The sequence below is a fragment of the Bacillus sp. FSL P4-0248 genome (assembly GCF_038593305.1).
Lineage (GTDB): Bacteria > Bacillota > Bacilli > Bacillales > Bacillaceae > Bacillus > Bacillus safensis.
This window is the reverse complement of record NZ_CP151983.1, coordinates 3,290,492-3,316,874: the sequence shown is the minus strand read 5'-3', so window position 1 is coordinate 3,316,874 and position 26,383 is coordinate 3,290,492. Positions and strand designations below refer to the sequence as shown.

Sequence of the window (26,383 nt, the reverse complement as noted above, 5' to 3'; positions counted from 1 at the left end):
CTATCGAGGCAGCCTTTCTTAACGAAATGAATGAAACAGAGGGAAGAGTACACGCTTTTTTTTGATGTCAGGGTGTGCGATTTCCTTTTTTTCTTCTACTTGTGATGGTTGTTTCAAGGCTGCGGTGAGGCGGTCAAATTTAGTGGATAAATCTTCAATTTCTCTGCGGTGCTGAAGCAGCTGATACGATACACCTTCATCTGCTTTTTTAGCCAATTTCCGTTCAAGCTCTTGCAGGCGGTCTTCTGCATCATTGACGTGTAATTGCTGCTGAATAAGCTCTTTCACCTGTTTTTCTAATGCTTCAATCCGTTGTATGGAGACATCAGTTTGGGCAGCAGGTGCTGATTGACGGACGGTTTCCTTATGGATTGGCAGTTGAATGTCTTGGAGGATTACACCTTCACTCATCTGGTGTTTGACCTCTTTGAGCAGCTGTACAATGTCTTCATGAAATTCATAATGTCCAAGTTCATTCCGGGCGACAGGGATGTTGAGCTGTTTGACCCAACGCTGAATCGTCTTTGAAGAAACACCAATTTCCTTTGCAACCTCATTTGTATTCAAACCAAATGCCCTCCCTTTTTTCAATTACAAGTACCATTCTCTTTAAGGAGGACCTGTTCCTTCACGTTAGACAAAACAAGTAACCAATCGCCAAAGATCGTGTTTTCTAGCGAAAAATTGCAGGAAATCAATTGTTTTGGAAATTTTTTTGACTGTCATACCCCGCTATACTATAATTAGACTGTTACGCACAAAACAGAGGTGAAGACCATGTTAGACCGTTTAAAATCAATTGAAGAACGCTATGAAAAGCTAAATGAATATTTAAGTGACCCTGAAGTGGTGAACGACCCTACGAAGCTTCGTGAATATTCAAAGGAGCAATCCGATATTCAAGAAACTGTTGAGGTATATAGACAATATCGTGCGGCATACGACCAGCTGAATGACGCGAAAGCAATGCTGGAAGAGAAGCTGGATGCCGAGATGCGCGACATGGTCAAAGAAGAAATTTCAGAGCTCACAGAGGAAACGGAACGTTTAGAAGACGAGCTGAAAATCTTGCTGATCCCGAAAGATCCGAATGACAACAAAAACGTTATTGTGGAGGTTCGTGGTGCAGCGGGTGGAGAAGAAGCTGCTCTTTTTGCCGGAAACCTTTACCGCATGTACAGTCGTTATGCTGAAATGCAAGGCTGGAAAACGGAAGTGATGGAAGCGAGTGTCACAGGCACAGGCGGTTATAAAGAGATTATCTTTATGATCAGCGGGAAAGGCGCATACTCCAAACTGAAATTTGAAAACGGCGCACACCGCGTGCAGCGTGTTCCGGAAACGGAATCAGGCGGACGAATTCATACATCAACAGCGACAGTTGCTGTATTGCCTGAGGCTGAAGAAGTTGAAATTGATATCCATGAAAAAGACATCCGTGTAGATACTTTCACATCTAGCGGACCTGGCGGACAAAGTGTCAATACGACCATGTCTGCAGTTCGATTAACTCACCTTCCAACAGGTGTGGTTGTATCCTGTCAGGATGAGAAGTCGCAAATCAAAAACAAAGAAAAAGCCATGAAAGTACTGCGTGCGAGAATTTATGATAAATTCCAGCGTGAAGCACAGGCTGAATATGATCAAACGCGTAAATCTGCGGTTGGAACAGGGGATCGTTCAGAGCGTATCCGTACGTACAACTTCCCGCAAAACCGTGTAACAGATCACCGTATCGGGTTGACGATTCAAAAGCTTGATCAAATTTTAGAAGGAAAACTTGACGAGGTCATTGATGCATTAATTATGGAAGACCAAGCAAGAAAGCTTCAAAATGCAAAATAAAGAGCGAACAATTTTTGAAGCCCTTAAATGGGCTTCTTCTTTGTTAACGGAAGCTGGAAGAGACCAAAATGCAGCAGAGCTTCTTTTGATGCATGTACTTGGCTGGAGCAGAAGTGAGCTTCTTGCACGTTTTCATGATTCGCTGCCTGAGGAGCAAGATCACCTGTTCAGCAAATTTGTGACGCAGCACAAGGCTGGTGTTCCTGTTCAGCATTTAACGGGAGTTGAATTCTTTTACGGACGTCCTTTCGAGGTGAACAAGCATGTTCTCATCCCTCGTCCTGAAACGGAAGAAGTTGTTTTGGCGGCGCTCCATTTAGTAGGTGACGTTTTCCCGCCCGATCAGCCGCTCAAAGCAGTTGACGTTGGCACAGGAAGCGGGGCCATTGCGATTACGCTGGCTCTTGAAAAAAAATCACTATCTGTCACAGCGACTGATATCTCGCAAGAAGCACTTGCGGTAGCAAAACGGAATCAACAAGCGCTCGGTGCAGACGTTCATTTTTTACATGGAGATTTACTTGAACCTGTTATAGCTCAAGGCATGAAAGTGGACGTATTTATTTCCAATCCACCCTACATTGCGGCGGAAGAAATGGACAGTTTGTCTGAGGTTGTGACAAAGCATGAGCCGGCGAATGCGCTGACTGACGGACGTGATGGCTTGTGGTTTTATCAGCGTCTCGTTCATGATCTTCCCAGCGTGCTGAGTGATCAGGCAGTTGTTGTCTTTGAAATTGGACATACGCAAGGTCAAGATGTCACAGCGCTTCTTGAGCAGGCATTTCCTAAAGCGGATGTCTGTATCATCAAAGATATTAACGGAAAAGATCGAGCTGTTTGCGCACACATTCAAAACGGAAAGTCCGGCTGAAGAAAGCCGGACTATTTTATTATGTAAAGATGAAACTTATGGTAAAAGAGAAACGTATATATAGAAGAATGAACATTCTGATCATGATTTTTTACATAAATTTGTTTTGAAGGAGCGAATGGTGTGAACAAAAGGTATGCGATGGTGTTGGTCATCGTCAGTGTACTATTGATTGTGAGTGCTTGTGGTAAACCGAGCTTTAAAAAAGAGGCAGCAGCATTTGGAGAAAGCTATAAAAAAGCACAATACACAGTGAATCGAACGGATGACCTATCTGACATGAAAGAGAAGCTGAAGGTTTATTTAACCGAACATGAATATCAAGAATATACACAAGACAGCATGTTCCCGAGCATATTAGAAGCGGCAAAGGATCAAGATTGTCAAATCAAGCTGAAGAAAATTATGTTTACGCCTTCAGATGAAAGCGATGACAGAATTGAATTTAACTATGAAATGGTGATCCAATTTATCGATCAAAAAGGAAAAGTCAAAAAAGAAATCGAGAAAAAAGGAGCCATGACTGTCATCAAAACAGAATCTGGTTTAAAAATCAGTAGAGATTGGGATGGGAGACTATACCCTTCTGACTACCAATCCTCACTCAAAAGTCGTTCTTAATGAGAACGGCTTTTTTGTTTTGACTCATAATCTATTAAAAAAATCATGTTGACTGTTTATGAGATGGGTTTCCTGGACACAATGTTTGTAGCGAAGAGAAAAAGTGGGGGGAACACACAATGTTAAAAAGTAAAACGATGATTTGTCTTTATATGTTTCTATTATTATGCGGTGCTTTTGCAAATCTTGGCAGAGAGGAGACAGCGGCTGCTTCTGCAAATCAGCCTGTTGTCATACCAGATGAAGCGATTCGATTACGCATTTTAGCAAATAGTGATCGTTCAGCGGATCAGGATGTGAAAAGAAGTATTCGTGACGAGGTCAATGCGAGTATGACAGAGTGGGTCAAAGACCTCACATCCATTGAAGAAGCAAGACGTGTCATTCGATCAAAGCTGCCAGAAATCAATCGTATCGCCAAAGCGAAATTGAAGGAACAGCACATAGATCAATCCGTATCGGTCAGTTTTCAAAAAGCTTCATTTCCAACAAAGCTCTATGGAAATTTCGTCTACCCTGCTGGGAAATATGAAGCCATTTTAATTACGCTTGGAGAAGGAGACGGAGCCAACTGGTGGTGTGTGTTATTTCCGCCGCTCTGCTTTATCGATTTTTCAAACGGAGAAGCCATCGCCTCACCAGAAGGGGAGGATGATAAACAAGTGACAGCGCAGCAAACGAAAGAGTCTGTTAATGAAGTGGTGAAAGAAGAGGAAGAAGAGACAGGTGAAGTGAAGTTCTTTTTGTTTGAATGGGTCTCTAGTCTTTTCTCTTAAAAAAGGTATAAATCGGTTTTTGCCTCATAGAGTTGAAGTAAGAGAACAAAAAGAGGTGAAAGCATGTATTATCAATTAAGAATAGCCACAGAACAAGATGTCCCGGCGATCAATGCTTTTCTTGAAAAGGGACAAGCAAAAGGCGGAGTAACGCTTGCGGAGCGAACGGCATTTGTAGTGATGGAAGATGCGGATGGTCAGCTGGCAGGCTGCTTAGGTCTTGAACAGCTCAATGAACAAGAGGGATTGCTGCGGTCTCTTGTCATATCAGATAAGCTCGGTCAGGGACACATTGTCTCTTTGTTCCAAAGTGTTCAAACGCTCGGTGAAAAAATGGGTGTGGATACTTTTTATGTCGTCGCAAACCATTCCTCTTCCCATGATTTTTTGGCATTAATGGGCTTTACGCCTTTAGAGGAAATTCCAGAAAGCATATGGAGCTCAGCACATGCAAAAGAGACATTGGGGAAAGAACAGGCTGTGGTCCTGCAAAAAAAAGGCAGTTAATCACAAAATGATGGACTTATACACATACTTATCCACTACTAAACAAGCGTTATCCACAAATTGTGGACAACGCTTGTTTTATTGATCATCATCTTTTATACTTTCAAAAGGATAATTGAGATATATCAACAGTTTTATCTTTTTTTAAAAGGAGTTTGTATGATGTTAAATACAAAAAGGTGGTCTGTGGATTTAGAAAAGGATTTATCCACATACTATCCACAAATTAAACAGGCGGCCGATCTGCTGCAGCAAAATGAAGTGGTTGCGTTCCCGACAGAGACCGTTTACGGACTCGGGGCAAATGCGAAAGAGACAGAAGCCGTTATGAAAATTTATGAAGCGAAAGGGCGTCCGAGTGATAATCCGTTGATTGTTCACATTGCGGAGGTTCAGCAGCTTCACGAATTTGCACAAATAGAAAGCGAAAAAGCGAAGGCGCTGATGGATGCCTTTTGGCCGGGCGCCTTAACCATCGTTCTTCCGTGTAAGCCGGGCACTTTATCAAAGCAGGTTACAGCAGGTTTATCCACAGTAGGTGTGAGAATGCCTGACCATCCCATTGCGCTTGAGCTGATTCGAGCAGCTGGTCTGCCAATTGCTGCACCAAGTGCCAATCGTTCGGGAAAACCTTCACCAACACAAGCTGACCATGTAGCGAGTGATCTCGAAGGGAGAATCGCTGGGATTGTGGATGGCGGTTCAACTGGAATTGGCGTTGAGTCAACGGTTGTATCCTGTGCCGGTGAGACCCCAGTGATTTTAAGACCAGGCGGAATTACAAAAGAAGCATTAGAAGAGGTCGTGGGGACGGTGAGTGTGGACCCAGGGCTGACAAAAAAGGACGAAGCGCCTGTATCGCCGGGAATGAAATACACACATTATGCACCTGAAGCCCAGATGTATATCTTTCATGGAAGTGATGAAGACATGCAGCGTCACATTCAGAAATACAAAGCTGAAGGTCTAAAAGTCGGAGTGCTGACAACAGAAGAAAAGAAATCGCTGTTTGCTGCAGATGTTGTGTACAGCTGTGGATATAGAGAAAAACCTGAAACGGTTGCTGCAAACCTTTATCGTGTACTGAGACAATTTGATGAAACAGATGTAGACTTGATTATTTCAGAAGCCTTCTCAGAGCAGGGAGTTGGTTCTGCCATTATGAACCGTCTGCAAAAAGCCGCAGGAGGGCGTACACTCCCTTCGTTCCAATAGTTCTAACCTTTCTTGGACAAACATAGGTTAAAGAAGAATGTGTGTCCAAGGGGGATTTACATGAACGAACTAGCTGGCGAATTGCTGACACTCAGCATCATGGCTTTTGCACTTGGGATGGATGCTTTTTCGGTTGGACTTGGTATGGGGATGATTCAGCTGAGGTTCCGCCAGATCATTTATATTGGACTTGTCATTGGGATATTTCATATGTTTATGCCGCTTTTTGGCATGCTGACAGGTCAGCTCTTATCCGGATGGCTCGGTCTACTTGCCACCTATATCGGCGGGGCGCTGCTTTTGGTGCTGGGACTGCAAATGATTGTTGCTTCTATCCGCAAAGAGGATAAGCCCTTTATCGCACCTGTTGGGGCTGGTCTCGTTCTTTTTGCTACAAGTGTAAGCCTAGACAGCTTCTCCGTTGGTTTAAGTCTTGGGATTTACGGTTCCCAGGTGTGGATGACTATATTATTGTTTGGTTTTTTTAGTATGCTCCTCACATGGCTCGGATTATTACTCGGTAAACAGGTTCGGTCATGGGTTGGTTCATATAGCGGCGCGCTTGGCGGAATCATTTTACTAGCCTTTGGTATCAAATTATTATTTCCGCTCTAGCCAATCTCCTTACATAACATGTAGAATGAAATGCTATATAATAGAAGAAAAGGAGGGCGAAAGATGAAAATCTTATTTGTTTGTACGGGAAATACATGCAGAAGTCCAATGGCTCAAGCCCTTTTTGCTTCCATTGCAGATGAAAAAGGTTTAGAGGTCACTGTAAAATCAGCGGGCATTTTTGCCTCCGATGAAGGGAAGGCTTCTCCTCAAGCGATCGAAGCATTATTTGAGAAAAGCATTCCACTAAATCACTCATCATCAAAATTGACAGAGGATCTTCTGCGCGAAGCTCATTACGTCTTCACGATGACGATGCAGCATAAACAGTTGATTGCAGAGCAATATGCGCATGCAAAAGGCAAGGTCTTCACTTTAAAGGAATTTGCGACAGGAACAGAAGGCGATGTATCCGATCCGTTTGGAGGAAGTCTTTCTGTTTATCAGGAAACACGAGATGAACTAGAAGCCTTACTGTATCAGCTTGCTGAGAAGCTGAAAAAAGATCATCATAATAGATAACCTGTAAAACCGTTGCCTCAACGGTTTTTCTGCTATTGTTTGCAAATCACTAGGCAGAGGTTAAAATATAACTGTAAATAAAGAATGAATGTAAGACATAACAGATCAACTCACCCTTAGGAGGAATTGCCCGATGAAAGTAGCCATTGCATCCGATCACGGCGGAACGAATATTCGTGAAGAAATCAAACAACTGATGGATGAATTGAAGATTGAATACATTGATATGGGTTGTGAATGCGGATCAGGTTCTGTAGACTACCCAGATTATGCTTTCCCTGTAGCCAATATGGTGGCAAACGGAGAAGTCGACCGCGGCATTTTAATTTGTGGGACAGGCATCGGCATGAGCATCTCAGCAAATAAAGTAAAAGGAATTCGCTGTGCATTGGCTCATGATACATTTAGTGCGAAAGCAACGAGAGAACATAATGATACGAACGTTCTTGCGATGGGAGAGCGAGTGATTGGGCCAGGATTAGCACGTGAGATTGCGCACATTTGGCTGACGACAGAGTTTACAGCAGGACGCCATGCTGTGCGGATTGGCAAAATTGCTGATTACGAAGAAAAGCACCTATAAGGAGCGCTTAACATGAACATTGGTCAAGATTGGCTTGAAATGTTAAAAGAGTTTCATCAAACAGTTGAATTGCGTGCCGGGCAAATCTTAGTCATTGGCTGCAGTACGTCAGAAGTGGCTGGTGAGCATATTGGTACTGCAGGAAGTGAGCAAATTGCTGCCTCTATCTATCAAGAATTGGATCAGTTAAGACGAGAGACCGGCATTGAGCTCGCCTTTCAATGCTGTGAACATCTAAATCGTGCCCTTGTTGTTGAAGAAGAAGCGGCTTTCCGTTTTAACCTGGAGATCGTAGCTGCAGTACCTGTCCGCAAGGCAGGTGGTTCGATGGCGGCGCATGCGTATCAGCAAATGGAACATCCTGTATTAGTCGAATGCATTGAGGCACATGCTGGAATTGATATCGGCGATACGTTAATTGGGATGCACTTAAAGAGAGTTGCTGTACCTGTCCGCCTCAGTCGTCATCGATTAGGACATGCACATGTGACTTTTGCGAAAACGCGTCCGAAGCTGATTGGCGGAGAACGAGCCGTTTATACAAGATCATAGCTTCGATATATTTCTAATATAATGTTGAATGATGAAGACGCTTTACCACTTGAATATTCGGGTTTTCATAAAAAAGAAGTCGATTTTCCAAAAAAAACTTTTACATTTTACTCAAAAACCGTGTACAATGAGATGGTGAAAACATCGAATGGAAATAGATTGGAGAGGATTTCGCTGATGAAACATTTACCTGAGCAAGACGCACAAGTATTCAAAGCAATTCAACTAGAGCGGAAACGCCAGCAGGACAAAATCGAATTAATTGCATCAGAAAACTTCGTAAGCGAAGCAGTCATGGAAGCACAGGGCTCTGTATTAACTAACAAATACGCTGAGGGCTATCCTGGTAAACGCTACTATGGCGGCTGTGAACATGTAGACGTTGTGGAAGATATCGCACGTGACCGCGCAAAAGAAATTTTTGGCGCTGAGTATGTGAACGTACAGCCTCACTCAGGTGCTCAAGCGAACATGGCCGTATACTTTACAATTCTTGAGCATGGCGATACAGTACTGGGCATGAACTTATCACATGGCGGGCATTTAACACACGGAAGCCCTGTAAACTTTAGTGGTGTACAGTACAACTTTGTAGAATATGGTGTAGATAAAGAAACTCAGCATATCGACTATCAAGATGTACTTGAAAAAGCACGTGAACATAAGCCGAAACTTATCGTTGCGGGTGCAAGTGCATACCCACGTCAAATTGATTTCAAAAAGTTCCGTGAGATTGCTGATGAAGTCGGTGCTTACTTTATGGTCGACATGGCTCACATTGCTGGTCTTGTTGCAGCAGGTCTTCATCCAAATCCAGTTCCTTACGCAGATTTTGTGACAACGACAACTCACAAAACATTACGCGGACCTCGCGGCGGAATGATTCTATGCCGTGAAGAGTTTGGTAAAAAGATCGACAAATCGATTTTCCCTGGTATTCAAGGTGGACCACTGATGCATGTCATCTCTGCAAAAGCTGTTTCTTTCGGTGAAGTATTGAACGGAGATTTCAAAACATATGCACAAAACGTCATTGATAATGCAAAACAACTAGCTGAAACTCTTTTATCTGAAGATATTCAGCTTGTATCTGGCGGAACAGATAACCATCTTGTTCTCATCGACTTGCGTTCTCTTGGCATCACAGGAAAAATTGCAGAAAACGTTCTTGATGAAATCGGTATTACAGTGAACAAAAATGCAATTCCTTATGATCCAGAGAAACCATTTGTCACAAGTGGTGTACGTGTAGGTACAGCAGCAGTAACAAGCCGCGGTTTTGATCAAGAAGCGATGAAAGAAGTCGGTTCCATTATTGCACTTGCGCTAAAGCATCATGAAGATGAAGCGAAATTAGAAGAGGCGAAAAAGCGTGTATCTGATCTTACGGCCCGTTTCCCTCTATATAACGAATTAGATTATTAAAAACAGACCCATTTGCCTATATTTGGCATGTGGGTTTTTTTTGTAGGATTTGCGAATCATATTGAAAGATGATGTCTTTTTATGTAGAATTGTAGGAAGTGTGCAAAGTTCACCGGAAGATGACAGAAAAGGAGTTGTAGCAAGCAATGGCAAAGGTTTATGTATTTGATCACCCGCTTATTCAGCACAAACTTACATATATTCGTGACGTTCATACAGGAACTAAAGAATTTAGAGAGCTAGTGGATGAAGTCGCAACATTAATGGCATTTGAAATCACAAGAGATTTACCGCTTGAAGAGGTAGATGTAGAAACACCTGTACAAGTAGCGAAATCAAACGTGATCTCAGGGAAGAAACTCGGTGTTGTGCCAATTTTAAGAGCAGGTCTTGGAATGGTAGACGGGATTTTGAAACTCATTCCAGCTGCTAAAGTGGGACATGTTGGTTTATACCGTGATCCGAAAACATTAAAGCCTGTTGAATATTATGTGAAGCTTCCATCTGATGTGGAAGAACGTGAATTTATCGTAGTAGACCCAATGCTTGCAACTGGCGGCTCTGCAGTCGAAGCGTTAAACAGCTTGAAAAAACGCGGTGCGAAAAACATTCGCTTTATGTGTCTGATTGCTGCCCCTGAAGGTGTAGAGGAAATGCAAAAGCATCATCCAGATGTTGATATCTACATTGCAGCATTAGATGAGAAACTAAACGAAAAAGGTTACATCATCCCAGGTCTTGGTGATGCTGGTGACCGTATGTACGGAACGAAGTAAGAAAGTCTTAATAAAAGCCCACATGCAAACGTGCATGTGGGCTTTTTGAAATATATGACAAACGGTTGATACCGTTCTTAGAAAAATCAATGTATACTGAACATTGGCTGTTTTTTTCAATGATTGTCACATCTCTCCTAAAGTTTGATGAAATTGTGAACATTTTGTGTGCTCTATCACTATAGAAAAGTTTTTTAACTTTCAACCGATTGACACATCATAGACGCTATTGTATGCTAAACGAGGGTATTATGGTAAGGTTTTCATAGCCTATAGCACTCTACTAATCCTCATTGTGAACCCTTTAATAATCAGGGTTTGTATCAACGAATGAAGCAGCATCCCATAGATCTAAAGATTTCAAGTCTGATTGTGCAATTAGACCGATGGGTGATTGATTTTTTTCGAATAGGACGGCTTATCATAAGCGTCTTCTACGCAGTTTTCATCACCATTTATCACCTTTTTTACAATACTTTTCATCGGGAGTCAGATGAATGAACGATCCAAACGCGATTTTCCGCAGACAGAGTAAATACATGTTCTATCTATTGGCAATTTTTGTGTTTGGCTATGCCATGCCTGGTTTTAAACCACTGTTTCTTGGTTTCATTATCGGCACAATTTTTGCTTTCTTTAATTTATTCCTACTTATACGGAGAATGCACGCTTTTGATCGAGCGGTTAAAAAAGGAAAATCCATTCGTTCAATGGGAAGTACAGCCAGGTGGGCCAACGCGATTCTCGCAGTAGCGATTGCTTGGCGTTACCCTAATGAAGTTCATCTGGCAGGTGTTGTTATAGGATTAATGACAATATATCCTGTCATTATGATAGATTCCTTCATTCAACTTAAACGTTCTACTATGGAAGAGAGGTGAATACTCTTTGGGTCACAGTTCAAAAACTACAGAATTTTTAGGGTTAACGTTCAACTTATCCAATGTTCTCATGATTACGATTGCTAGTATCATCGTTCTTCTCATAGCGGTGCTGACTACTCGTGTTCTGTCTATTCGTCCGACTAAGGCGCAGAACTTCATGGAATGGATCGTTGATTTTGTTCGAAATATCATAGGTAGTTCGATGGACATGAAAACAGGAGCCCCATTTCTAGCGCTTGGCGTTACATTACTCATGTACATATTTGTTTCAAACATGCTTGGACTGCCGTTCTCGATTACGGTCGATCACAACTTGTGGTGGAAATCACCAACTGCTGATCCTGCAATCACAATGACACTAGCAATTATGGTCATGGGACTTACACACTTCTACGGTGTCAAGGCAAAAGGAGTCAAGGAATATACGAAAGACTTCTTCAAGCCAATCCCATATTTAGTGCCGCTGAAAATCATTGAAGAATTTGCAAACACGCTAACACTTGGTTTGCGTCTTTACGGAAATATTTTCGCTGGAGAGATTCTTCTTGGGTTACTTGCAGGACTTGCGACCAATTTCTACACGCAAAACATTGCGCTTGGTATCGTTGGTACATTAGGTGCCATCGTGCCGATGATTGTATGGCAGGCATTCAGTTTGTTTGTCGGAACAATCCAGGCATTTATCTTCACCATGCTGACAATGGTGTACATTTCCCATAAAGTCAGCGACGAACACTAAAAAATTGAGAGTCCAAAAAGGACGTTATTTTAAAGGAGGAGCTTTTTAATGAATTTAATAGCAGCAGCAATTGCAATCGGTTTAGGAGCACTAGGAGCAGGTATTGGTAACGGTCTAATCGTATCTAAAACAGTTGAAGGAATCGCTCGTCAGCCAGAAGCTGGTAGAGAACTAAGAACACTTATGTTCATCGGGGTCGCTTTAGTTGAGGCACTTCCAATTATCGCTGTCGTTATCGCATTCTTGGCATTCTTTGGTTAATATGTGAGAAGCGTTCTAATATGAATTTTAATGGCGAAGATCAGATTAGTTCGAAACTTCGCCATTCCTTTATGTTTTGTTTCTTAACATATTATTTAAAGAAGGGAGTTGCCGTACTAAATGTCTCAGTTACCAGTGGTTTTAGGAGCAGGGGGCTTAAGCTTCAACGCCGGTGATATGTTATTCCAGTTTATCGCTATGCTCATCTTGCTTGCACTTTTAAAGAAATTTGCGCTTAAACCTTTATTAGGTATTATGAAGCAGCGTGAAGATTATATAGGAAATGAAATCTCAAGTGCTGAAGAAAAGCACGTTCAAGCTGAAAAGCTTCTTGAAGAACAACGTGTCTTATTGAAAGAAGCACGCGAAGAATCACATACACTCATCGAAAATGCGAAAAAGATTGGTGAGAAACAAAAAGAAGAGATCATTCAAGCAGCACGTCAAGAATCAGAGCGCTTGAAAGAGTCTGCTAGAACTGAAATCGTGAAAGAAAAAGAACAAGCTGTGGCTGCACTGCGTGAGCAGGTTGCATCACTATCTGTGCTGATTGCATCTAAAGTGATTGAAAAAGAACTTGATGAGCAGGCACAAGAGAAATTGATTCAAGAGTACCTTAAAGAGGCAGGCGAAAGCCGATGAGCGTAACTATTGTCTCTAAGCGTTACGCTTCTGCTCTTTTTGACATCGTTCTTGCTTCTTCGGCAGTAGACGAAACTGAAAAAGAGCTGAATGAGATCAAAAAAGTTCTAAAGGCTGATCAAGAACTCAATGACTTCCTTGTTCATCCAAAGATTACTGCAGACAAAAAGAAACAGTTGATTGCAGAAGCTTTCAAAGGTGTTTCTACTTATGTATTGCACACAATGTATTTACTGATTGACCGCGGACGCACGAATATTTTCTCTGAAATGACGTCGGAGTTTGTGAAACTTGCAAACCGCACGAAACAAATAGACGATGCGGTCGTGTATTCAGTGAAACCGCTGAGCGGTGCTGAAATTCAATCTTTATCTGAAGTATTTGCCAAAAAAGCCGGAGTCACATCACTGCGTGTTGAAAATGTGATTGACAAGGATCTAATAGGCGGAGTGAAAATCCGTATCGGAAACCGCATTTATGACGGCAGTGTCAGCGGAAAGCTTTCCCGCATTGAACGTCAGCTTGCAGGCGAAAATCGTTAGAAGGGGTGAAACCTTAGTGAGTATCAAAGCTGAAGAGATTAGCGCGCTGATAAAGCAGCAAATCCAAAACTATCAATCAGAAATTGAAGTAAAAGATGTCGGTACAGTCATTCAAGTAGGGGACGGTATCGCGCGTGTACATGGCCTTGACAACATTATGGCAGGAGAGCTGGTTGAGTTCTCTAACGGTGTAATGGGTATGGCTCAAAACCTTGAGGAGTCTAACGTAGGTATCGTTATTTTAGGACCTTACAAAGATATCCGCGAAGGTGACGACGTAAAACGTACAGGTCGTATCATGGAGGTTCCAGTAGGTGAAGAGTTAATCGGACGTATTGTGAACCCGCTTGGTCAGCCTGTTGATGGACTAGGTCCAATCTTAACAAGCAAAACACGTCCAATCGAAAGTGAAGCACCGGGCGTTATGGATCGTAAATCTGTACATGAGCCGCTTCAAACAGGAATTAAAGCAATTGATGCCTTGATTCCAATCGGCCGCGGACAGCGTGAATTGATCATTGGTGACCGTCAAACAGGTAAAACATCTGTTGCAATCGATACGATTCTAAACCAAAAAGATCAAGACATGATCTGTATTTATGTAGCGATCGGACAAAAAGAATCAACGGTTCGTGGTGTTGTTGAAACACTTCGTAAGCATGGTGCGCTTGACTACACAATCGTTGTCACAGCTTCTGCATCACAGCCAGCTCCACTTCTTTACCTTGCTCCTTATGCAGGTGTAACGATGGGTGAGGAATTCATGTATAACGGCAAGCACGTACTTGTTGTCTATGATGACCTTTCTAAACAAGCGGCAGCTTACCGTGAGCTTTCATTATTGCTTCGTCGTCCTCCAGGTCGTGAGGCATTCCCTGGTGATGTTTTCTATCTTCACTCTCGTTTATTAGAACGTGCAGCGAAGCTTAGTGACGCAAAGGGTGGCGGTTCTATCACAGCATTGCCTTTCGTAGAAACGCAGGCTGGCGATATCTCTGCATATATCCCAACAAACGTTATTTCAATCACAGATGGACAGATCTTCTTACAATCTGACCTCTTCTTCTCAGGCGTACGTCCAGCAGTAAACGCAGGATTGTCTGTATCCCGTGTAGGTGGTTCTGCACAAATCAAAGCGATGAAAAAGGTAGCAGGTACACTTCGTCTGGATCTTGCTTCTTATCGTGAGCTTGAAGCATTCGCTCAATTTGGATCTGATCTAGACCAAGCCACTCAAGCGAAATTAAACCGTGGTGCAAGAACAGTTGAAGTCTTAAAACAAGACTTGAACAAACCGCTTAAAGTTGAAAAACAAGTAGCGATTCTTTACGCACTAACAAGAGGATACTTAGACGATGTTGCCATTGCTGATGTTAAACGTTTTGAAGCTGAGTTATTCTTGTATATTGAAGAAAACCATAAAGGCTTGTTTGACACAATCTCTCAAACAGGAAATATGCCTGCTGATGAAGAGTGGAAGACAGCAATCGAAGGCTTTAAACGTACGTTTGCACCAAGCAACTAATTAGTAATCTTTCCGAGAGAAAAAGATTCTCTTTTTCTCTCTTTTCACGTAAATGAACACGGATTCCTGAAAAAAGGTGGTGAAATCTTTGGCCTCATTACGCGATATAAAGTCAAGGATCACGTCAACGAAAAAATCGAGTCAGATCACAAAAGCGATGCAAATGGTATCAGCTGCGAAACTGAATCGTGCTGAAAACAATGCGAAGTCTTTTGTTCCTTACATGGAGAAAATCCAGGAAGTGGTTGCTGCAATCGCAACTGGAACAAGTGCTAAGCACCCAATGCTTCTTTCAAGACCTGTCAAGAAAACAGGGTATCTCGTCATTACATCTGATCGAGGGCTTGCAGGACCTTTTAACAGCTCGATTTTGCGTGCCGCTTACCAAACCATTCAATCTCGTCATCAATCCGCTGATGAATATGCGGTGATTGTCATTGGTAAAATCGGACGCGACTTCTTCAAAAAGCGTGGTATTCCAGTTATTTCTGAAGTAACAGGGCTTGGAGACGAAGTAGCGTTTGCTGATATTAAAGAATTAGCAAGCAGTACAGTTCAAATGTTCTCTGATGAAGCGTTTGACGAACTTTATATGTTCTACAACCACTTTGTCAGTGCGATTTCACAAGAAGTAACAGAGAAGAAATTATTGCCGCTAACGGACCTTTCGGCCGCAGCGACACCAAATAAACGTTCCGCATCTTATGAGTTTGAGCCTTCTGAAGAAGAAATTCTTGAAGTTCTCCTTCCTCAATATGCAGAGAGTTTGATTTTCGGTGCGCTTCTTGACAGCAAAGCAAGTGAACATGCTGCAAGAATGACAGCAATGAAGAGTGCAACAGACAACGCAAAAGAATTGATCGACAGCCTGACACTCTCTTACAACCGTGCTCGTCAAGCAGCGATTACACAAGAGATTACAGAAATTGTCGGCGGAGCAGCTGCCTTAGAATAGAAATAATTGTCAGGAGGGAATGCAATGAAAACAGGACGCATCAGTCAGATCATGGGACCAGTCGTAGACGTTCGTTTTGAAGACGGTCACTTGCCTGAGATTTATAATGCGATCAAAGTTTCGCATAAAGCGGAAAGCGAAAGTGAAGTTGATATCGACTTAACTTTAGAAGTAGCACTACATTTAGGTGACGATACAGTGAGAACCATCGCAATGGCATCAACAGACGGTGTGAAGCGCGGTATGGAAGCTGTAGACCTTGGAAAACCAATTTCAGTACCAGTTGGTAACGTAACACTTGGACGTGTATTCAACGTACTGGGAGATAACATTGACTTAGATGAGCCACTTGGTGTGGAAGCTCAAAGAGATCCAATCCACAGACAAGCGCCTTCTTTTGATCAACTTTCTACAGAAGTTGAAATTCTTGAAACAGGTATCAAAGTTGTTGACCTGCTTGCTCCTTACATCAAAGGTGGAAAGATCGGTCTATTCGGTGGAGCTGGTGTAGGTAAAACCGTTCTGATTCAAGAATTGATCAACAACATCGCACAAGAACACGGCGGTATTTCTGTATTCGCTGGTGTTGGAGAGCGTACACGTGAAGGAAACGACCTTTACTACGAAATGAAAGATTCTGGCGTTATCGAAAAAACAGCCATGGTCTTCGGTCAAATGAACGAGCCGCCAGGTGCACGTATGCGTGTTGCCCTAACTGGTTTGACAATGGCAGAGCATTTCCGTGATGAACAAGGTCAAGACGTATTGTTCTTCATCGATAATATCTATCGCTTTACACAAGCAGGTTCTGAAGTATCAGCCCTTCTTGGACGTATGCCTTCAGCGGTAGGTTATCAGCCGACACTAGCAACAGAGATGGGTCAGCTGCAAGAGCGTATCACGTCTACAAACGTAGGATCGGTTACATCGATTCAAGCGATCTATGTACCTGCAGATGACTATACAGATCCAGCTCCTGCAACGACGTTCGCTCACCTTGATGCAACGACAAACCTTGAGCGTAAGCTGACTGAAATGGGTATTTACCCAGCGGTTGATCCTCTTGCTTCAACATCTCGTGCACTTGCACCTGAGATCGTTGGTGAAGAGCATTATGCGATTGCGCGTGAAGTGCAGCAAACATTGCAGCGTTATAAAGAGCTTCAAGATATTATTGCCATTTTAGGTATGGATGAATTATCTGAGGACGATAAGCTTGTGGTACACAGAGCGCGTCGTATTCAATTCTTCCTATCTCAAAACTTCCACGTAGCAGAGCAGTTCACTGGCCAAAAGGGTTCTTATGTGCCATTGAAAGAAACTGTTAAAGGCTTCAAGGAAATCTTGTCTGGTAAATACGATCACCTTCCAGAAGATGCATTCCGCTTAGTTGGACGCATTGAAGAAGTGATTGAAAAAGCCAAAGAGATGGGTGTAGAGGCCTAATCTGGTCCTTAGGAGGGTAAAAGCATGAAGACCGTTCAAGTCAATATCGTTACTCCCGACGGCCCAGTGTATCAAGCGGATGTGGAAATGGTCAGTGTAAGAGCAGAAAGCGGTGAGCTTGGTATTTTAGCTGGCCACGTTCCAATGGTTGCTCCGCTAAAAATCGGTGCAGTTCGCTTAAAACATAGTGGATCAACTGAATTGGTTGCAGTAAGTGGCGGATTTGTTGAAGTCCGCCCTGAACAAGTAACGATTCTTGCTCAGGCCGCTGAAACATCAGATAAAGTTGATGTCGATCGTGCTAAATCAGCGAAGCAGCGTGCTGAAGAGCATTTGAACCACCCGAATGAAAGTGATGTACGCCGGGCGGAACTCGCATTAAAACGGGCGTTAAACCGTTTAAATGTAGCAGGGAAATAAAACAGAAAATCCTTCTTATCACTGTGATAAGAAGGATTTTTTTTAGGATGACATGAGAGATTGATACATCGACACATAAGGATGAGATGCTTGCTTTTCTAGATATAAGTGCTCGCAAAATTGCGTACTGCAATGCCATGTTTTATTATTTCTGCGTAAGCCAAGCGTATATTTGTGCGGAGAATCCATATAAGGCCGCACCACCCAGTCAGCATCTGAATGATGACGGATGACAACCTCTCCTATATACACACTCATCATCGCTTCTAATGCATCTATCGGCATTTTCCACTCAGCGAACAGCTGCTTGGTCAATGCATCAAAGTATAGTGATTCTAACTGATACAAGCTTTCCTCAGAGTAATCCAAAGAAATGTTATGAAAATGACACAATTGTGCTAATTCTTCTAGCTGTGTCTGTCTATAATCAAAGTAGAAAGCAATGGCCTCCCATTCATGATCAAATGAGGGAACCAATTCTCCGTACAAATCAACAAAGTCAGGAAAAGAATCTTTCAATGTGTTCAGCTCCTTCCACACGCAGTATATCATCTCCTTGGCATCAGGATAAGAGGGGATTCACACTAAATGTAGCTCTTTTTTCCAAATGATTCATCTTTCCGATTTTCGAGGATATAATGAAAGGGAGTTTTCCTTTACAGAAATAAATAAAAGGAGGATTCAACTGTATGGAAGACGTAGGACAACAAGCAATCGTGGGCATTGTGATCCACCTATTTTTTATCGCGGTTACATGGTGGGCACTGCTTGCTGTAAATATTGATCCACTCATTAAAAAAGGGAAAATCGTTCAAGCAAGGCTGCTGATGATGCTCATTACCATTGCTATCGCATCTGCAGTCAGCAATTTCTTCCTTGATTACTTAAATTTCTCAAGACAAATTCCTTATATGTTCTAACATAAAAGGTTTGGTCACGGCCTTCTGCGGGAACGTAAAAAGAAGGGTCAAAAGGCTCGCCTTTTGTTGACTTTTCCACGTATGCATTGACCTCCTTGCGGCAACACTTGTAGCAAGGGGGAATGACAAGTGAGAAAGTATTTGAAAGGTTGGCCATTATTTGCGTTTATTCTTTTTTTTGTTCTGATGATTCAAGGTGTTCGTGCGGAAGAATCTTCCCCGCTCGCTCAAATAGCAGAAGGTCTAAAAAACCAGCAAATTGAAGTCGATGGATGGACCCTTCATGCCAAGACAAATGTAGATATTTCATCCGAACAATTTTCAAAAAAAGTGAAACGTTTGAAAGACGAACTACGACAGTATGAGTGGACCGAAAAAAAAGAACAACATGTCACCAAAGTCACAGGAATTTACAAAGATGAAAAAAATGATACAGAATCGAAAATTTTACTCGTGAAGACCGACACAAAATCCAATCAAAAGTCGTATTTATTATATGAGCAAAAAGGTGCTCGCCCACTGAATACCTGGGAGCATACATATGATCAGTTCGTACGTCATGCAAAAAGCATATTACAAGAGAAAATTGTAATTTTTACTTGTCTCGATGGTCATGTAAATGGTATGATGGATGTTGTTTTGCAAAAAAAAGCTGAAATGTTAGCAAATGAATTTCAAGCAAAACCAGTTGAGTATCTCGTTGAGTCTAATTTTGTGTCGCTTTCCGCTTACACAGATAAGTGGGAACAGTTCATTATGACTTCAAATGATAAAATGAATGTTCAAATTGCCATCAGAAGTTCGGAAATGAACGAAAATCATACGATTACGGTTGGCACACCAATCGTAACGACTGAATATTAATATAGAGAATTTGGGACGCGGAGGGGAAGACCTTGGAAAAAATCATCGTCCGCGGCGGTCAAAAGTTAAACGGCACAGTTAAAGTAGAAGGCGCAAAAAATGCCGTTTTACCAGTTATCGCTGCATCTTTGTTAGCAAGTACAGAAAAAAGCGTAATTTGTGATGTACCTACGCTCTCCGATGTATATACAATCAATGAAGTGTTACGTCATTTAGGAGCAGAAGTACATTTTGAAAATAACGAAGTATCAGTTGATGCATCTCATGCACTAGAAACTGAGGCTCCGTTTGAGTATGTCCGTAAAATGCGAGCATCCGTGCTTGTCATGGGACCACTTTTAGCAAGAACAGGTCATGCAAGAGTTGCATTACCTGGAGGCTGTGCGATTGGTTCAAGACCAATTGATCAGCATTTAAAAGGCTTTGAAGCAATGGGAGCTAAAATTCAAGTAGGTAATGGTTTCATCGAGGCTGAAGTAAAAGGCCGTTTAAAAGGTGCAAAAATCTATTTGGATTTCCCAAGTGTAGGGGCAACTGAAAACATCATCATGGCAGCAGCATTAGCTGAAGGAACAACGATTTTAGAAAACGTAGCAAAAGAACCTGAAATTGTTGATTTAGCAAACTACATCAATGCCATGGGCGGTAAGGTTCGCGGTGCTGGTACTGGTACAATCAAAATCGAAGGTGTGGAAACACTTCACGGTGCAAAACACAACATCATCCCTGACAGAATTGAAGCAGGTACTTTCATGGTGGCAGCAGCCATTACAGAAGGAAATGTTCTTGTAAAAGGCGCAGTGCCAGAGCACATGACATCACTTGTGGCAAAAATGGAAGAAATGGGTATTCAGATCATTGAAGAAGAAGAAGGTTTAAGAGTCATTGGACCATCTGAGCTCAAGCCAATCGATCTAAAAACAATGCCGCATCCTGGGTTCCCAACGGATATGCAATCTCAGATGATGGCGCTATTGCTTCGTGCGAACGGAACAAGCATGATCACAGAAACGGTGTTTGAAAACCGCTTTATGCATGCTGAAGAATTCCGCCGCATGAATGGCGATATTAAAATTGAGGGTCGCTCTGTCATTATCAATGGGCCGGTTCAACTTCAAGGTGCTGAAGTGGCAGCGACTGATTTAAGAGCAGGAGCAGCACTTGTACTTGCTGGATTAGTGGCAGAAGGTCATACACGTGTCACTGAGTTGAAGCATATTGACCGTGGTTATGTGAACTTCCACCAAAAGCTTGCAGCAATCGGTGCAGATATTGAAAGAGTAAACGATGAATCAGCAGATGTGACACAAGAACAAGTTGTATCAGATCTGAACGCTTAATCATGAAAGAAATCAGTGTGTCCATTGGGGCATGCTGATTTTTTTTAGAATCATAGAATGCCTCATTTCACGAAGCTTATCATTAGTGTATCCAACCATCTTAAATTTTATTCATACAGACGAACAGTAAAATCCATTCTAAGAACAGGCCCATACCTTCATAAAAGACTTGTCCACTAAATGAAAGAAGCTGTCATATTAGCTTGTCCCTGCCCATAGGATAAAAGAGATTCAATGACAAATGGGGGCAGCCAAATATGAAACCAATGATATGGACAATCGCAGGAATATGCATCATCATTTTAATGATTCCAACATTACTTGTGTTGCCGACGTTCCAAGGGAAGCCGGCGGCCAGCCAGCACGTAGCAGCAGAACCATCAGTTAAAAAAGAAGTGAAGGGTTCAGTCAAATTGAAGCAATCACCCGTCGCTATCCCCGTCTATCGCTCAGCTCATCAGCAGGTAGAAAACATCCCCTTAGAAGAGTATGTGATCGGTGTCGTAGCATCTGAAATGCCAGCTGATTTTGAAATGGAAGCACTCAAGGCACAGGCGCTCGCAGCAAGAACGTATATCGTCAGACAAATGATCAGTGATAAGACTGTCAAATCACCCAAGGGCTCTCTTGTAGATGATACCCAAATGTTCCAAGTTTACAAAAACAAACAGGAACTCAAGAAAATTTGGGGGAAAGCGTACAATTGGAAATTAAAAAAGGTCACGGAAGCTGTCGCCAGCACACAAGGAAAAGTGCTGACTTATGACGAGAAACCAATTGATGCTTCATTCTTTTCAACAAGTAACGGAAAAACGGAAAATGCCGAAGCCTATTGGAAAAACGAAATCCCTTATTTGAAAAGTGTCTCAAGTAAATGGGACGAAAAATCGCCAAAATTTCAAAATAAGAAAACCATCTCGGTCAGTGAATTTCAGCAAAAATTAGGTGTGACGCTCACTCAGCAGGCTCAGGTCGGACAGATTGTAGAACGGACACCAGGAAATCAGGTAGCGAAAGCCGTGATCAACGGTAAAACAATGTCAGGCCGAGACATTCGAGAATCACTAGGCCTTCATTCAGCGGACTTCACATGGGAACGCCAGGGCCAGCAGATTGTCATTACAACAAAAGGATATGGTCATGGTGTAGGCATGAGTCAATATGGTGCGCATTATATGGCGCAGGCAGGCAAAAAAGTAGATGCCATCGTGAAGCATTATTATAAAGGAATTCAAATCGAATCAGCCGATCGTTTTCTCAACACGTATATGGCTAAAAAATAAAGCAAAGGTGCCTCAGAAATGAGGCATTTTTTTGTGTGTTCAAAGAGATTTGAACAGAATGTGTCAAATCGCGACTTAAGACGCAGATCAGGAAATCTTAAACATTTATGTCCTGACAAGAACTGATGGCTGATACAAAGTCCCTCGAAAGACAGAGAAAACGAGAGAATAATGGGTGTGTTAGGTGAAAATATCTAGACATCTGACAGAATTTTAGTGATTTTGATGAAAGAGAAAAAGGGACCGAGTCCTATACCATTCCAAGACAGAATAATTTACGATTAAGATGTTTCAATCAAATACATAAGGAGGAAGGAAAATTATGTTGAAAAAAGTATTCTCACTCGTAACCTTAGCTGTATTGACATTATCTATGTCAATCTCTTCACCAGTATTTGCAGAAGCATCTACAGTCAAAAAACATAATAAAGATGTAAGAGTCACAATCTTGCTTGATGCAAGTGGAAGCATGGCAAGAAAAGTAGAGGGGGAGCGCAAATTTGATCTCGCTAAACAAGAGGTATTTAAATTTGCTCAGTCACTTCCAAAAGACGCTAAAATTCGTATGAGCTTGTTTGGTTCTGAAGGAAACAACAAAAATTCAGGTAAAGCTCAATCATGTGAAGTCATTAGAGGCGTTTACGGCGTACAGCCTTATGAAAAGGACAGCTTCGAAAACTCTTTAAACGGACTTGGGCCAACTGGCTGGACACCGATTGCACGTGCACTTGAAAATGCAAAGCAAGCGGATGAGCAGCTTACTGCAGGAACAAAGCATATTGTGTACTTAATCACTGATGGTGAGGAAACTTGTGGCGGAGATCCAGTAAAAGTAGCAAAAGAATTGCATAACTCAAAAGGATCAACTGTTGTAAATGTGATCGGATTAGACTTTAACGATGGCTATGAAGGTCAATTGAAGCAAGTAGCCAAAGCTGGTAAAGGCCATTACTACCAAGCAAGTACTGGTAAAGAAATGGGTTCTATCTTTTCAGCAGAATCATTAAAACTACACGAATAACTTGCTGAACAAAAGGGAAACGATTGATTCATGCTTTCGTTTCTCTTTTTCTGTACAAAAGTAAAAAAGGGAGGTTTTTATTGATGAAAAAAAACATCGTATTAACCATTTTGGCTAGTCTTGTCCTGCTTCTTTCTTCACCAGCTCATGCTGTAACAAAACAGGAGCCGCCTGCGCATGTGGTGATATTACTCGATTTAAGCGGGAGCATGGCACAATCAGTTGAAGGTGAAAGGAAAATTGAAATCGCCAAACGGTCTATTCAAAGCTTTGCAAGCATTTTATCAGAAGATACACAAGTTCTGCTTCGTGTGTTTGGTCATGAAGGAACCAATAAAAATGCAGGGAAAGCTGTTTCTTGTTCAAGTTCTGAAGCTGTTTACGGATTTGGATCATATGAGCCATCAACCTTTCAGCAAGCACTGAATGTGTATAAGCCAACTGGCTGGACACCACTTGCAAAAGCATTAACGGATACGAAACAAGATTTTGAAGATCACCAAGCTGAAGGGAAAAATATTGTCTATGTTGTCAGTGATGGTGAAGAAACTTGTGGTGGAAGCCCTTCACAAGCAGCAAAGGAATTACATGAAGACGGAATAGATACAATCGTCAATATCATTGGCTTCGATGTGAATGAAAAGGAAGCAAAAAGTCTTAAATCTGTTGCAAAAGCGGGTGGAGGACAATATCAACCGGCTGCAAATGCCGAAGAATTGAACCATATTCTTCAACAGGAAGCGAGCGCTTTTGGTCGGTAGAGAGTGAATGGCAGCTGGGGAAAACAACCCCAGCTGTTTTTAAGTTGACGATTAATTCAAAGTCGTTTCTAATTCATCAATTCGTTTCTCCACATAATGCTGATCCTTTCTTGCATGGAAGGTTTCGGCTTTTTCTAATATGGCAGCCGTATTATACTCGGGAATCTGTGAGTAGCTCTCATACACACCTTTAGGAATTAAAACGTTCCCTTCCGGCCAATAAACTGCGATATTGCCGCGTCTCAACTCTCCGAATTGAGCCACTCCTTGATAGGATCCATATTGATTAAAGAGAACAACTGGATCACCTTCTTGGACGTAAAGCTCTTTTGCATCTTCTTCATTCATTAGGATAGAATGACGTTTTCCACCATTAAAGGCATCCTTTTCACTGTAGATCATGGAGTTGAATTGCTTTCCTCTTCTTGTCGTGATATTGAAATGTCCTTCGGTTTTTCGATATTGAGGCAGCTGGGCAGGAAGAAGATGTCCCTTGCCGTCTGGTGTTGGACACACGCCATCTTCACAAAGCCATGCGCCTCCCCATTGAAAAACGTCTCCCTTGTGACGTAAATGCTGGATGCCATCATAGTTTCGGTTGGCGACCGCAATCTCACGACGAATGTCTTCAGCTGTTTCAAAATGTATCAGCTCGGCATCTTCCGGCCGGACTCTTTTCGCAAGATCAACATAAATGTCCCATTCTGCTCTGGCTTCCTCAATACGAGGTCCTTCAATTTCTGGACTGAAATATACCATGCGTTCCGTACTGGTTGATGTGCCGCCGCCTGGTTGTTCATACCTTGTCATAGCAGGCAGCACAATCACCGCCTCTTCAGCGTCTACCAGCGTAGAGGTATTCAAAATGATATCTTGGTGAACACGGAGTTCAAGTTCAGATAATGCTTTTTCGATCGCTTCCGGATTTGGCATCGTTTCTAAAAAGTTTCCGCCACTCGTAAACAGCATTTTGAGTTTTTGTGGATGGTCTTTTGGGAGAGCCATCTTTTCAAAGGATTGCCCAATGGTGTCACCATGCCATTTAGGAATGTCAAACCCCCATATACGTTCGATTCTTTCAATATTCTCTTCATCAAAATCACTACCTGGCAAAACGAATGGATCAGCGCCCATTTCACCAGAACCTTGGACGCCACTATGCCCCCGGATTGGCATGACACCACAATGTTTCCTGCCGATAAATCCGCGCAGCATCGCAAGGTTGGCAACCTGTGATATATTATCAGTTGCAAAGCGGTGCTGAGTAAGGCCCATACTCCAAATAAAAACGCCTGAATTAGCATTGGCAAGCAGTGTCGCAAATTCCTTCATTCTTTCTTTTGATAAACCTGATGATGCTTCTAGGTCCTCCCACTTCAATTGTGCGACATGCTGCTTTAAATCCTGTATGCCTGTTGTATGTTTTTGAATAAATTCGTGATCAAGAGCCGAATGGGGAGCATGCTGCTCCATGTCAAACCAATGCTTGATGACGCCGTTCATGAACGCAATATCTCCGCCTATATTGACTTGGTAAAAATCATCTGCAATTTTTGTACCGAATAAAGCACTCTCTGGAATAGAAGGAACCCAATACTTTTCCATAGCAGGCTCTTTATACGGATTGATGACGATAATTTTTGTTCCCTTCTTTTTAGCAGCGTACATATATTTAGTGGAAACAGGCTGATTGTTTGCTGCGACAGATCCCCAAAAAATTAATACATCCGTTCCAATCCAATCACTGTAATTACAGCTGGAAGCACCGATGCCAAGGGACCGTTTAAGAGCGGTTTTACTTGGTGAATGGCAAATGCGAGAAGCATTATCAATATGATTCGTCCCTATAAATCGAGCAGCCTTTGCAGCCGTATAATAAACTTCATTTGTAATTCCTCTGGCGGTTAAATAGAAAGCAAGCTGCCGTTTATCAATTGATTGGATTTTAGCTGCGATTTGATCTAGTGCATCATCCCAAGAAATACGTGTAAAGGCATTGTCACCTTTTTTTCGGATCAATGGATAAGGAATCCGCCCAAGCTTGCGAAGAGAAGTGCTGTCCATTTGCTTTAGCTGATGAATATCTTCAAACCATTTTGGATCAATAGCTGGCATTGTGTTAAGACGAAGCACATTTAGTCTTGTGGTGCATATATGAGGTCCTGCGAGCGTTTGATCATACAGTCCTGAGACGCCAAGGGCACAGCCGTCACAAACACCCTGCGTTAAAATACGATACGCGTAGGGAAGGTTATCTTTGTTCTCCCAAGCCACTTTCATCGTATCTCGAATGTGTTTCGGTTTCACTTTGCCAAGCCCCATTGGTACAAAAGACGCCCATAGCTTTGGTGAGGGTTTTTTATTGAGTTTAACAGGCCCCTTATGTTTTGTTTTCCCCATGAGATCATCACCCTCCTAATACTTTGTAAAGCGTTTTCATATCTAAAAATTACCTTTAGATTGTGATTC

30 protein-coding genes are annotated in these 26,383 nt (G+C 42.2%); 27 read left to right on the top strand and 3 right to left on the bottom strand.

The features are described 5' to 3' along the window. Positions 1-18 precede the first annotated feature (18 nt). Complete coding sequence (gene racA / locus NST65_RS17100; RefSeq protein WP_034281227.1) at positions 19-567, bottom strand: chromosome-anchoring protein RacA; 549 nt, start codon at positions 565-567, stop codon at positions 19-21. Between the two features lie 210 nt (positions 568-777). Here racA and prfA point away from each other — a divergent pair, with 210 nt between their 5' ends. The 21 genes from prfA to NST65_RS16995 all read left to right on the top strand — a co-directional run bounded on the left by prfA (position 778) and on the right by NST65_RS16995 (position 17,725). Further along, entirely contained in the window at positions 778-1,845 is a 1,068-nt protein-coding gene (gene prfA, locus NST65_RS17095) for a peptide chain release factor 1 (RefSeq protein ID WP_034281226.1), read from the top strand. Continuing rightward, positions 1,835-2,719, top strand: a complete 885-nt coding sequence (gene prmC / locus NST65_RS17090; RefSeq protein ID WP_111926864.1) for a peptide chain release factor N(5)-glutamine methyltransferase — start codon at positions 1,835-1,837, stop codon at positions 2,717-2,719. Before prfA ends, prmC begins: the two co-directional genes overlap by 11 nt. A gap of 141 nt (positions 2,720-2,860) precedes the next feature. After that, positions 2,861-3,340 carry a hypothetical protein gene (locus tag NST65_RS17085; protein ID WP_024423739.1) on the top strand — a complete coding sequence of 160 codons (480 nt, stop codon included), beginning with the start codon at positions 2,861-2,863 and terminating at the stop codon, positions 3,338-3,340. A gap of 119 nt (positions 3,341-3,459) precedes the next feature. Then, positions 3,460-4,116 carry a stage II sporulation protein R gene (gene spoIIR, locus NST65_RS17080; RefSeq protein WP_061110190.1) on the top strand — a complete coding sequence of 219 codons (657 nt, stop codon included), beginning with the start codon at positions 3,460-3,462 and terminating at the stop codon, positions 4,114-4,116. 63 nt (positions 4,117-4,179) lie between these two features. Next, entirely contained in the window at positions 4,180-4,623 is a 444-nt protein-coding gene (locus NST65_RS17075) for a general stress acyl- n-acyltransferase (protein ID WP_034281223.1), read from the top strand. A gap of 162 nt (positions 4,624-4,785) precedes the next feature. After that, complete coding sequence (locus NST65_RS17070) at positions 4,786-5,838, top strand: L-threonylcarbamoyladenylate synthase (RefSeq protein ID WP_081279482.1); 1,053 nt, start codon at positions 4,786-4,788, stop codon at positions 5,836-5,838. A gap of 60 nt (positions 5,839-5,898) precedes the next feature. Next, positions 5,899-6,453: a manganese efflux pump gene (locus NST65_RS17065; RefSeq protein ID WP_024423735.1), complete on the top strand. Its 555-nt coding sequence runs from the start codon at positions 5,899-5,901 to the stop codon at positions 6,451-6,453. A gap of 63 nt (positions 6,454-6,516) precedes the next feature. Beyond that, the gene (locus tag NST65_RS17060; RefSeq protein WP_024423734.1) at positions 6,517-6,975 is read left to right on the top strand and encodes a low molecular weight protein arginine phosphatase; all 459 of its coding nucleotides are present in this window, start codon (positions 6,517-6,519) and stop codon (positions 6,973-6,975) included. Between the two features lie 133 nt (positions 6,976-7,108). Beyond that, entirely contained in the window at positions 7,109-7,558 is a 450-nt protein-coding gene (gene rpiB / locus NST65_RS17055; protein ID WP_003214714.1) for a ribose 5-phosphate isomerase B, read from the top strand. A gap of 12 nt (positions 7,559-7,570) precedes the next feature. Continuing rightward, the gene (locus tag NST65_RS17050) at positions 7,571-8,110 is read left to right on the top strand and encodes a TIGR01440 family protein (protein WP_034281221.1); all 540 of its coding nucleotides are present in this window, start codon (positions 7,571-7,573) and stop codon (positions 8,108-8,110) included. 177 nt (positions 8,111-8,287) lie between these two features. Continuing rightward, complete coding sequence (gene glyA, locus NST65_RS17045; RefSeq protein WP_034281450.1) at positions 8,288-9,535, top strand: serine hydroxymethyltransferase; 1,248 nt, start codon at positions 8,288-8,290, stop codon at positions 9,533-9,535. A gap of 146 nt (positions 9,536-9,681) precedes the next feature. Further along, positions 9,682-10,311 (top strand): uracil phosphoribosyltransferase, encoded by a 630-nt coding sequence (gene upp, locus NST65_RS17040; RefSeq protein ID WP_003214553.1) that lies wholly within the window; start codon positions 9,682-9,684, stop codon positions 10,309-10,311. Positions 10,312-10,808: 497 nt separating this feature from the next. After that, entirely contained in the window at positions 10,809-11,192 is a 384-nt protein-coding gene (locus tag NST65_RS17035; RefSeq protein WP_024423731.1) for an ATP synthase subunit I, read from the top strand. 7 nt (positions 11,193-11,199) lie between these two features. Continuing rightward, positions 11,200-11,934 carry a F0F1 ATP synthase subunit A gene (atpB, locus tag NST65_RS17030; protein ID WP_024423730.1) on the top strand — a complete coding sequence of 245 codons (735 nt, stop codon included), beginning with the start codon at positions 11,200-11,202 and terminating at the stop codon, positions 11,932-11,934. A gap of 48 nt (positions 11,935-11,982) precedes the next feature. Beyond that, the gene (gene atpE, locus NST65_RS17025; RefSeq protein ID WP_003214968.1) at positions 11,983-12,195 is read left to right on the top strand and encodes a F0F1 ATP synthase subunit C; all 213 of its coding nucleotides are present in this window, start codon (positions 11,983-11,985) and stop codon (positions 12,193-12,195) included. Positions 12,196-12,315: 120 nt separating this feature from the next. Further along, positions 12,316-12,837, top strand: a complete 522-nt coding sequence (gene atpF, locus NST65_RS17020; protein WP_111926862.1) for a F0F1 ATP synthase subunit B — start codon at positions 12,316-12,318, stop codon at positions 12,835-12,837. After that, positions 12,834-13,379, top strand: coding sequence for a F0F1 ATP synthase subunit delta (locus NST65_RS17015; protein WP_024426340.1), 546 nt, complete (start codon positions 12,834-12,836; stop codon positions 13,377-13,379). Before atpF ends, NST65_RS17015 begins: the two co-directional genes overlap by 4 nt. Positions 13,380-13,395: 16 nt before the next feature. Continuing rightward, entirely contained in the window at positions 13,396-14,904 is a 1,509-nt protein-coding gene (atpA, locus tag NST65_RS17010; protein ID WP_034281219.1) for a F0F1 ATP synthase subunit alpha, read from the top strand. An 88-nt stretch (positions 14,905-14,992) separates the two neighbouring features. Beyond that, positions 14,993-15,859, top strand: a complete 867-nt coding sequence (locus NST65_RS17005) for a F0F1 ATP synthase subunit gamma (protein ID WP_024423727.1) — start codon at positions 14,993-14,995, stop codon at positions 15,857-15,859. 24 nt (positions 15,860-15,883) lie between these two features. Continuing rightward, positions 15,884-17,305, top strand: coding sequence for a F0F1 ATP synthase subunit beta (gene atpD / locus NST65_RS17000; RefSeq protein WP_024423726.1), 1,422 nt, complete (start codon positions 15,884-15,886; stop codon positions 17,303-17,305). Between the two features lie 24 nt (positions 17,306-17,329). Further along, entirely contained in the window at positions 17,330-17,725 is a 396-nt protein-coding gene (locus tag NST65_RS16995; RefSeq protein WP_003214592.1) for a F0F1 ATP synthase subunit epsilon, read from the top strand. A gap of 42 nt (positions 17,726-17,767) precedes the next feature. Here NST65_RS16995 and NST65_RS16990 read toward each other — a convergent pair whose 3' ends face one another. After that, positions 17,768-18,244, bottom strand: coding sequence for a hypothetical protein (locus tag NST65_RS16990; protein ID WP_024426339.1), 477 nt, complete (start codon positions 18,242-18,244; stop codon positions 17,768-17,770). Between the two features lie 170 nt (positions 18,245-18,414). Here NST65_RS16990 and NST65_RS16985 point away from each other — a divergent pair, with 170 nt between their 5' ends. The 6 genes from NST65_RS16985 to NST65_RS16960 all read left to right on the top strand — a co-directional run bounded on the left by NST65_RS16985 (position 18,415) and on the right by NST65_RS16960 (position 23,914). Next, the gene (locus tag NST65_RS16985) at positions 18,415-18,645 is read left to right on the top strand and encodes a DUF1146 family protein (protein WP_024423724.1); all 231 of its coding nucleotides are present in this window, start codon (positions 18,415-18,417) and stop codon (positions 18,643-18,645) included. A gap of 129 nt (positions 18,646-18,774) precedes the next feature. After that, positions 18,775-19,509 carry a YwmB family TATA-box binding protein gene (locus NST65_RS16980; protein WP_024423723.1) on the top strand — a complete coding sequence of 245 codons (735 nt, stop codon included), beginning with the start codon at positions 18,775-18,777 and terminating at the stop codon, positions 19,507-19,509. 32 nt (positions 19,510-19,541) lie between these two features. After that, positions 19,542-20,849: a UDP-N-acetylglucosamine 1-carboxyvinyltransferase gene (murA, locus tag NST65_RS16975; RefSeq protein ID WP_024423722.1), complete on the top strand. Its 1,308-nt coding sequence runs from the start codon at positions 19,542-19,544 to the stop codon at positions 20,847-20,849. Positions 20,850-21,106: 257 nt separating this feature from the next. Further along, entirely contained in the window at positions 21,107-22,132 is a 1,026-nt protein-coding gene (gene spoIID / locus NST65_RS16970; protein ID WP_041115518.1) for a stage II sporulation protein D, read from the top strand. Between the two features lie 322 nt (positions 22,133-22,454). Beyond that, positions 22,455-23,153, top strand: coding sequence for a VWA domain-containing protein (locus NST65_RS16965; RefSeq protein WP_065214878.1), 699 nt, complete (start codon positions 22,455-22,457; stop codon positions 23,151-23,153). 83 nt (positions 23,154-23,236) lie between these two features. After that, positions 23,237-23,914: a VWA domain-containing protein gene (locus NST65_RS16960; protein ID WP_098677172.1), complete on the top strand. Its 678-nt coding sequence runs from the start codon at positions 23,237-23,239 to the stop codon at positions 23,912-23,914. Positions 23,915-23,965: 51 nt separating this feature from the next. On the opposite strand, the gene NST65_RS16955 is transcribed toward NST65_RS16960, so the two are convergent. Continuing rightward, entirely contained in the window at positions 23,966-26,314 is a 2,349-nt protein-coding gene (locus NST65_RS16955) for an FdhF/YdeP family oxidoreductase (RefSeq protein WP_087976055.1), read from the bottom strand. Positions 26,315-26,383 lie beyond the last annotated feature (69 nt).

Excerpts from the sequence above, each read along its gene's own strand:
- NST65_RS16960 (WP_098677172.1), top strand. The coding sequence starts at position 23,237 with ATGAAAAAAAACATCGTATTAACCATTTTGGCTAGTCTTGTCCTGCTT.
- NST65_RS16985 (WP_024423724.1), top strand. The coding sequence starts at position 18,415 with ATGGAAGACGTAGGACAACAAGCAATCGTGGGCATTGTGATCCACCTA.
- upp (WP_003214553.1), top strand. The coding sequence starts at position 9,682 with ATGGCAAAGGTTTATGTATTTGATCACCCGCTTATTCAGCACAAACTT.
- atpD (WP_024423726.1), top strand. The coding sequence starts at position 15,884 with ATGAAAACAGGACGCATCAGTCAGATCATGGGACCAGTCGTAGACGTT.
- NST65_RS17085 (WP_024423739.1), top strand. The coding sequence starts at position 2,861 with ATGGTGTTGGTCATCGTCAGTGTACTATTGATTGTGAGTGCTTGTGGT.
- NST65_RS17035 (WP_024423731.1), top strand. The coding sequence starts at position 10,809 with ATGAACGATCCAAACGCGATTTTCCGCAGACAGAGTAAATACATGTTC.
- atpE (WP_003214968.1), top strand. The coding sequence starts at position 11,983 with ATGAATTTAATAGCAGCAGCAATTGCAATCGGTTTAGGAGCACTAGGA.
- NST65_RS16965 (WP_065214878.1), top strand. The coding sequence starts at position 22,455 with ATGTTGAAAAAAGTATTCTCACTCGTAACCTTAGCTGTATTGACATTA.
- prmC (WP_111926864.1), top strand. The coding sequence starts at position 1,835 with ATGCAAAATAAAGAGCGAACAATTTTTGAAGCCCTTAAATGGGCTTCT.
- NST65_RS17070 (WP_081279482.1), top strand. The coding sequence starts at position 4,786 with ATGTTAAATACAAAAAGGTGGTCTGTGGATTTAGAAAAGGATTTATCC.
- glyA (WP_034281450.1), top strand. The coding sequence starts at position 8,288 with ATGAAACATTTACCTGAGCAAGACGCACAAGTATTCAAAGCAATTCAA.
- NST65_RS17065 (WP_024423735.1), top strand. The coding sequence starts at position 5,899 with ATGAACGAACTAGCTGGCGAATTGCTGACACTCAGCATCATGGCTTTT.
- rpiB (WP_003214714.1), top strand. The coding sequence starts at position 7,109 with ATGAAAGTAGCCATTGCATCCGATCACGGCGGAACGAATATTCGTGAA.
- NST65_RS17060 (WP_024423734.1), top strand. The coding sequence starts at position 6,517 with ATGAAAATCTTATTTGTTTGTACGGGAAATACATGCAGAAGTCCAATG.
- spoIIR (WP_061110190.1), top strand. The coding sequence starts at position 3,460 with ATGTTAAAAAGTAAAACGATGATTTGTCTTTATATGTTTCTATTATTA.
- prfA (WP_034281226.1), top strand. The coding sequence starts at position 778 with ATGTTAGACCGTTTAAAATCAATTGAAGAACGCTATGAAAAGCTAAAT.
- atpF (WP_111926862.1), top strand. The coding sequence starts at position 12,316 with ATGTCTCAGTTACCAGTGGTTTTAGGAGCAGGGGGCTTAAGCTTCAAC.
- NST65_RS17075 (WP_034281223.1), top strand. The coding sequence starts at position 4,180 with ATGTATTATCAATTAAGAATAGCCACAGAACAAGATGTCCCGGCGATC.
- NST65_RS16995 (WP_003214592.1), top strand. The coding sequence starts at position 17,330 with ATGAAGACCGTTCAAGTCAATATCGTTACTCCCGACGGCCCAGTGTAT.
- NST65_RS17050 (WP_034281221.1), top strand. The coding sequence starts at position 7,571 with ATGAACATTGGTCAAGATTGGCTTGAAATGTTAAAAGAGTTTCATCAA.
- spoIID (WP_041115518.1), top strand. The coding sequence starts at position 21,107 with ATGAAACCAATGATATGGACAATCGCAGGAATATGCATCATCATTTTA.
- NST65_RS16955 (WP_087976055.1), bottom strand. The coding sequence starts at position 26,314 with ATGGGGAAAACAAAACATAAGGGGCCTGTTAAACTCAATAAAAAACCC.
- NST65_RS17015 (WP_024426340.1), top strand. The coding sequence starts at position 12,834 with ATGAGCGTAACTATTGTCTCTAAGCGTTACGCTTCTGCTCTTTTTGAC.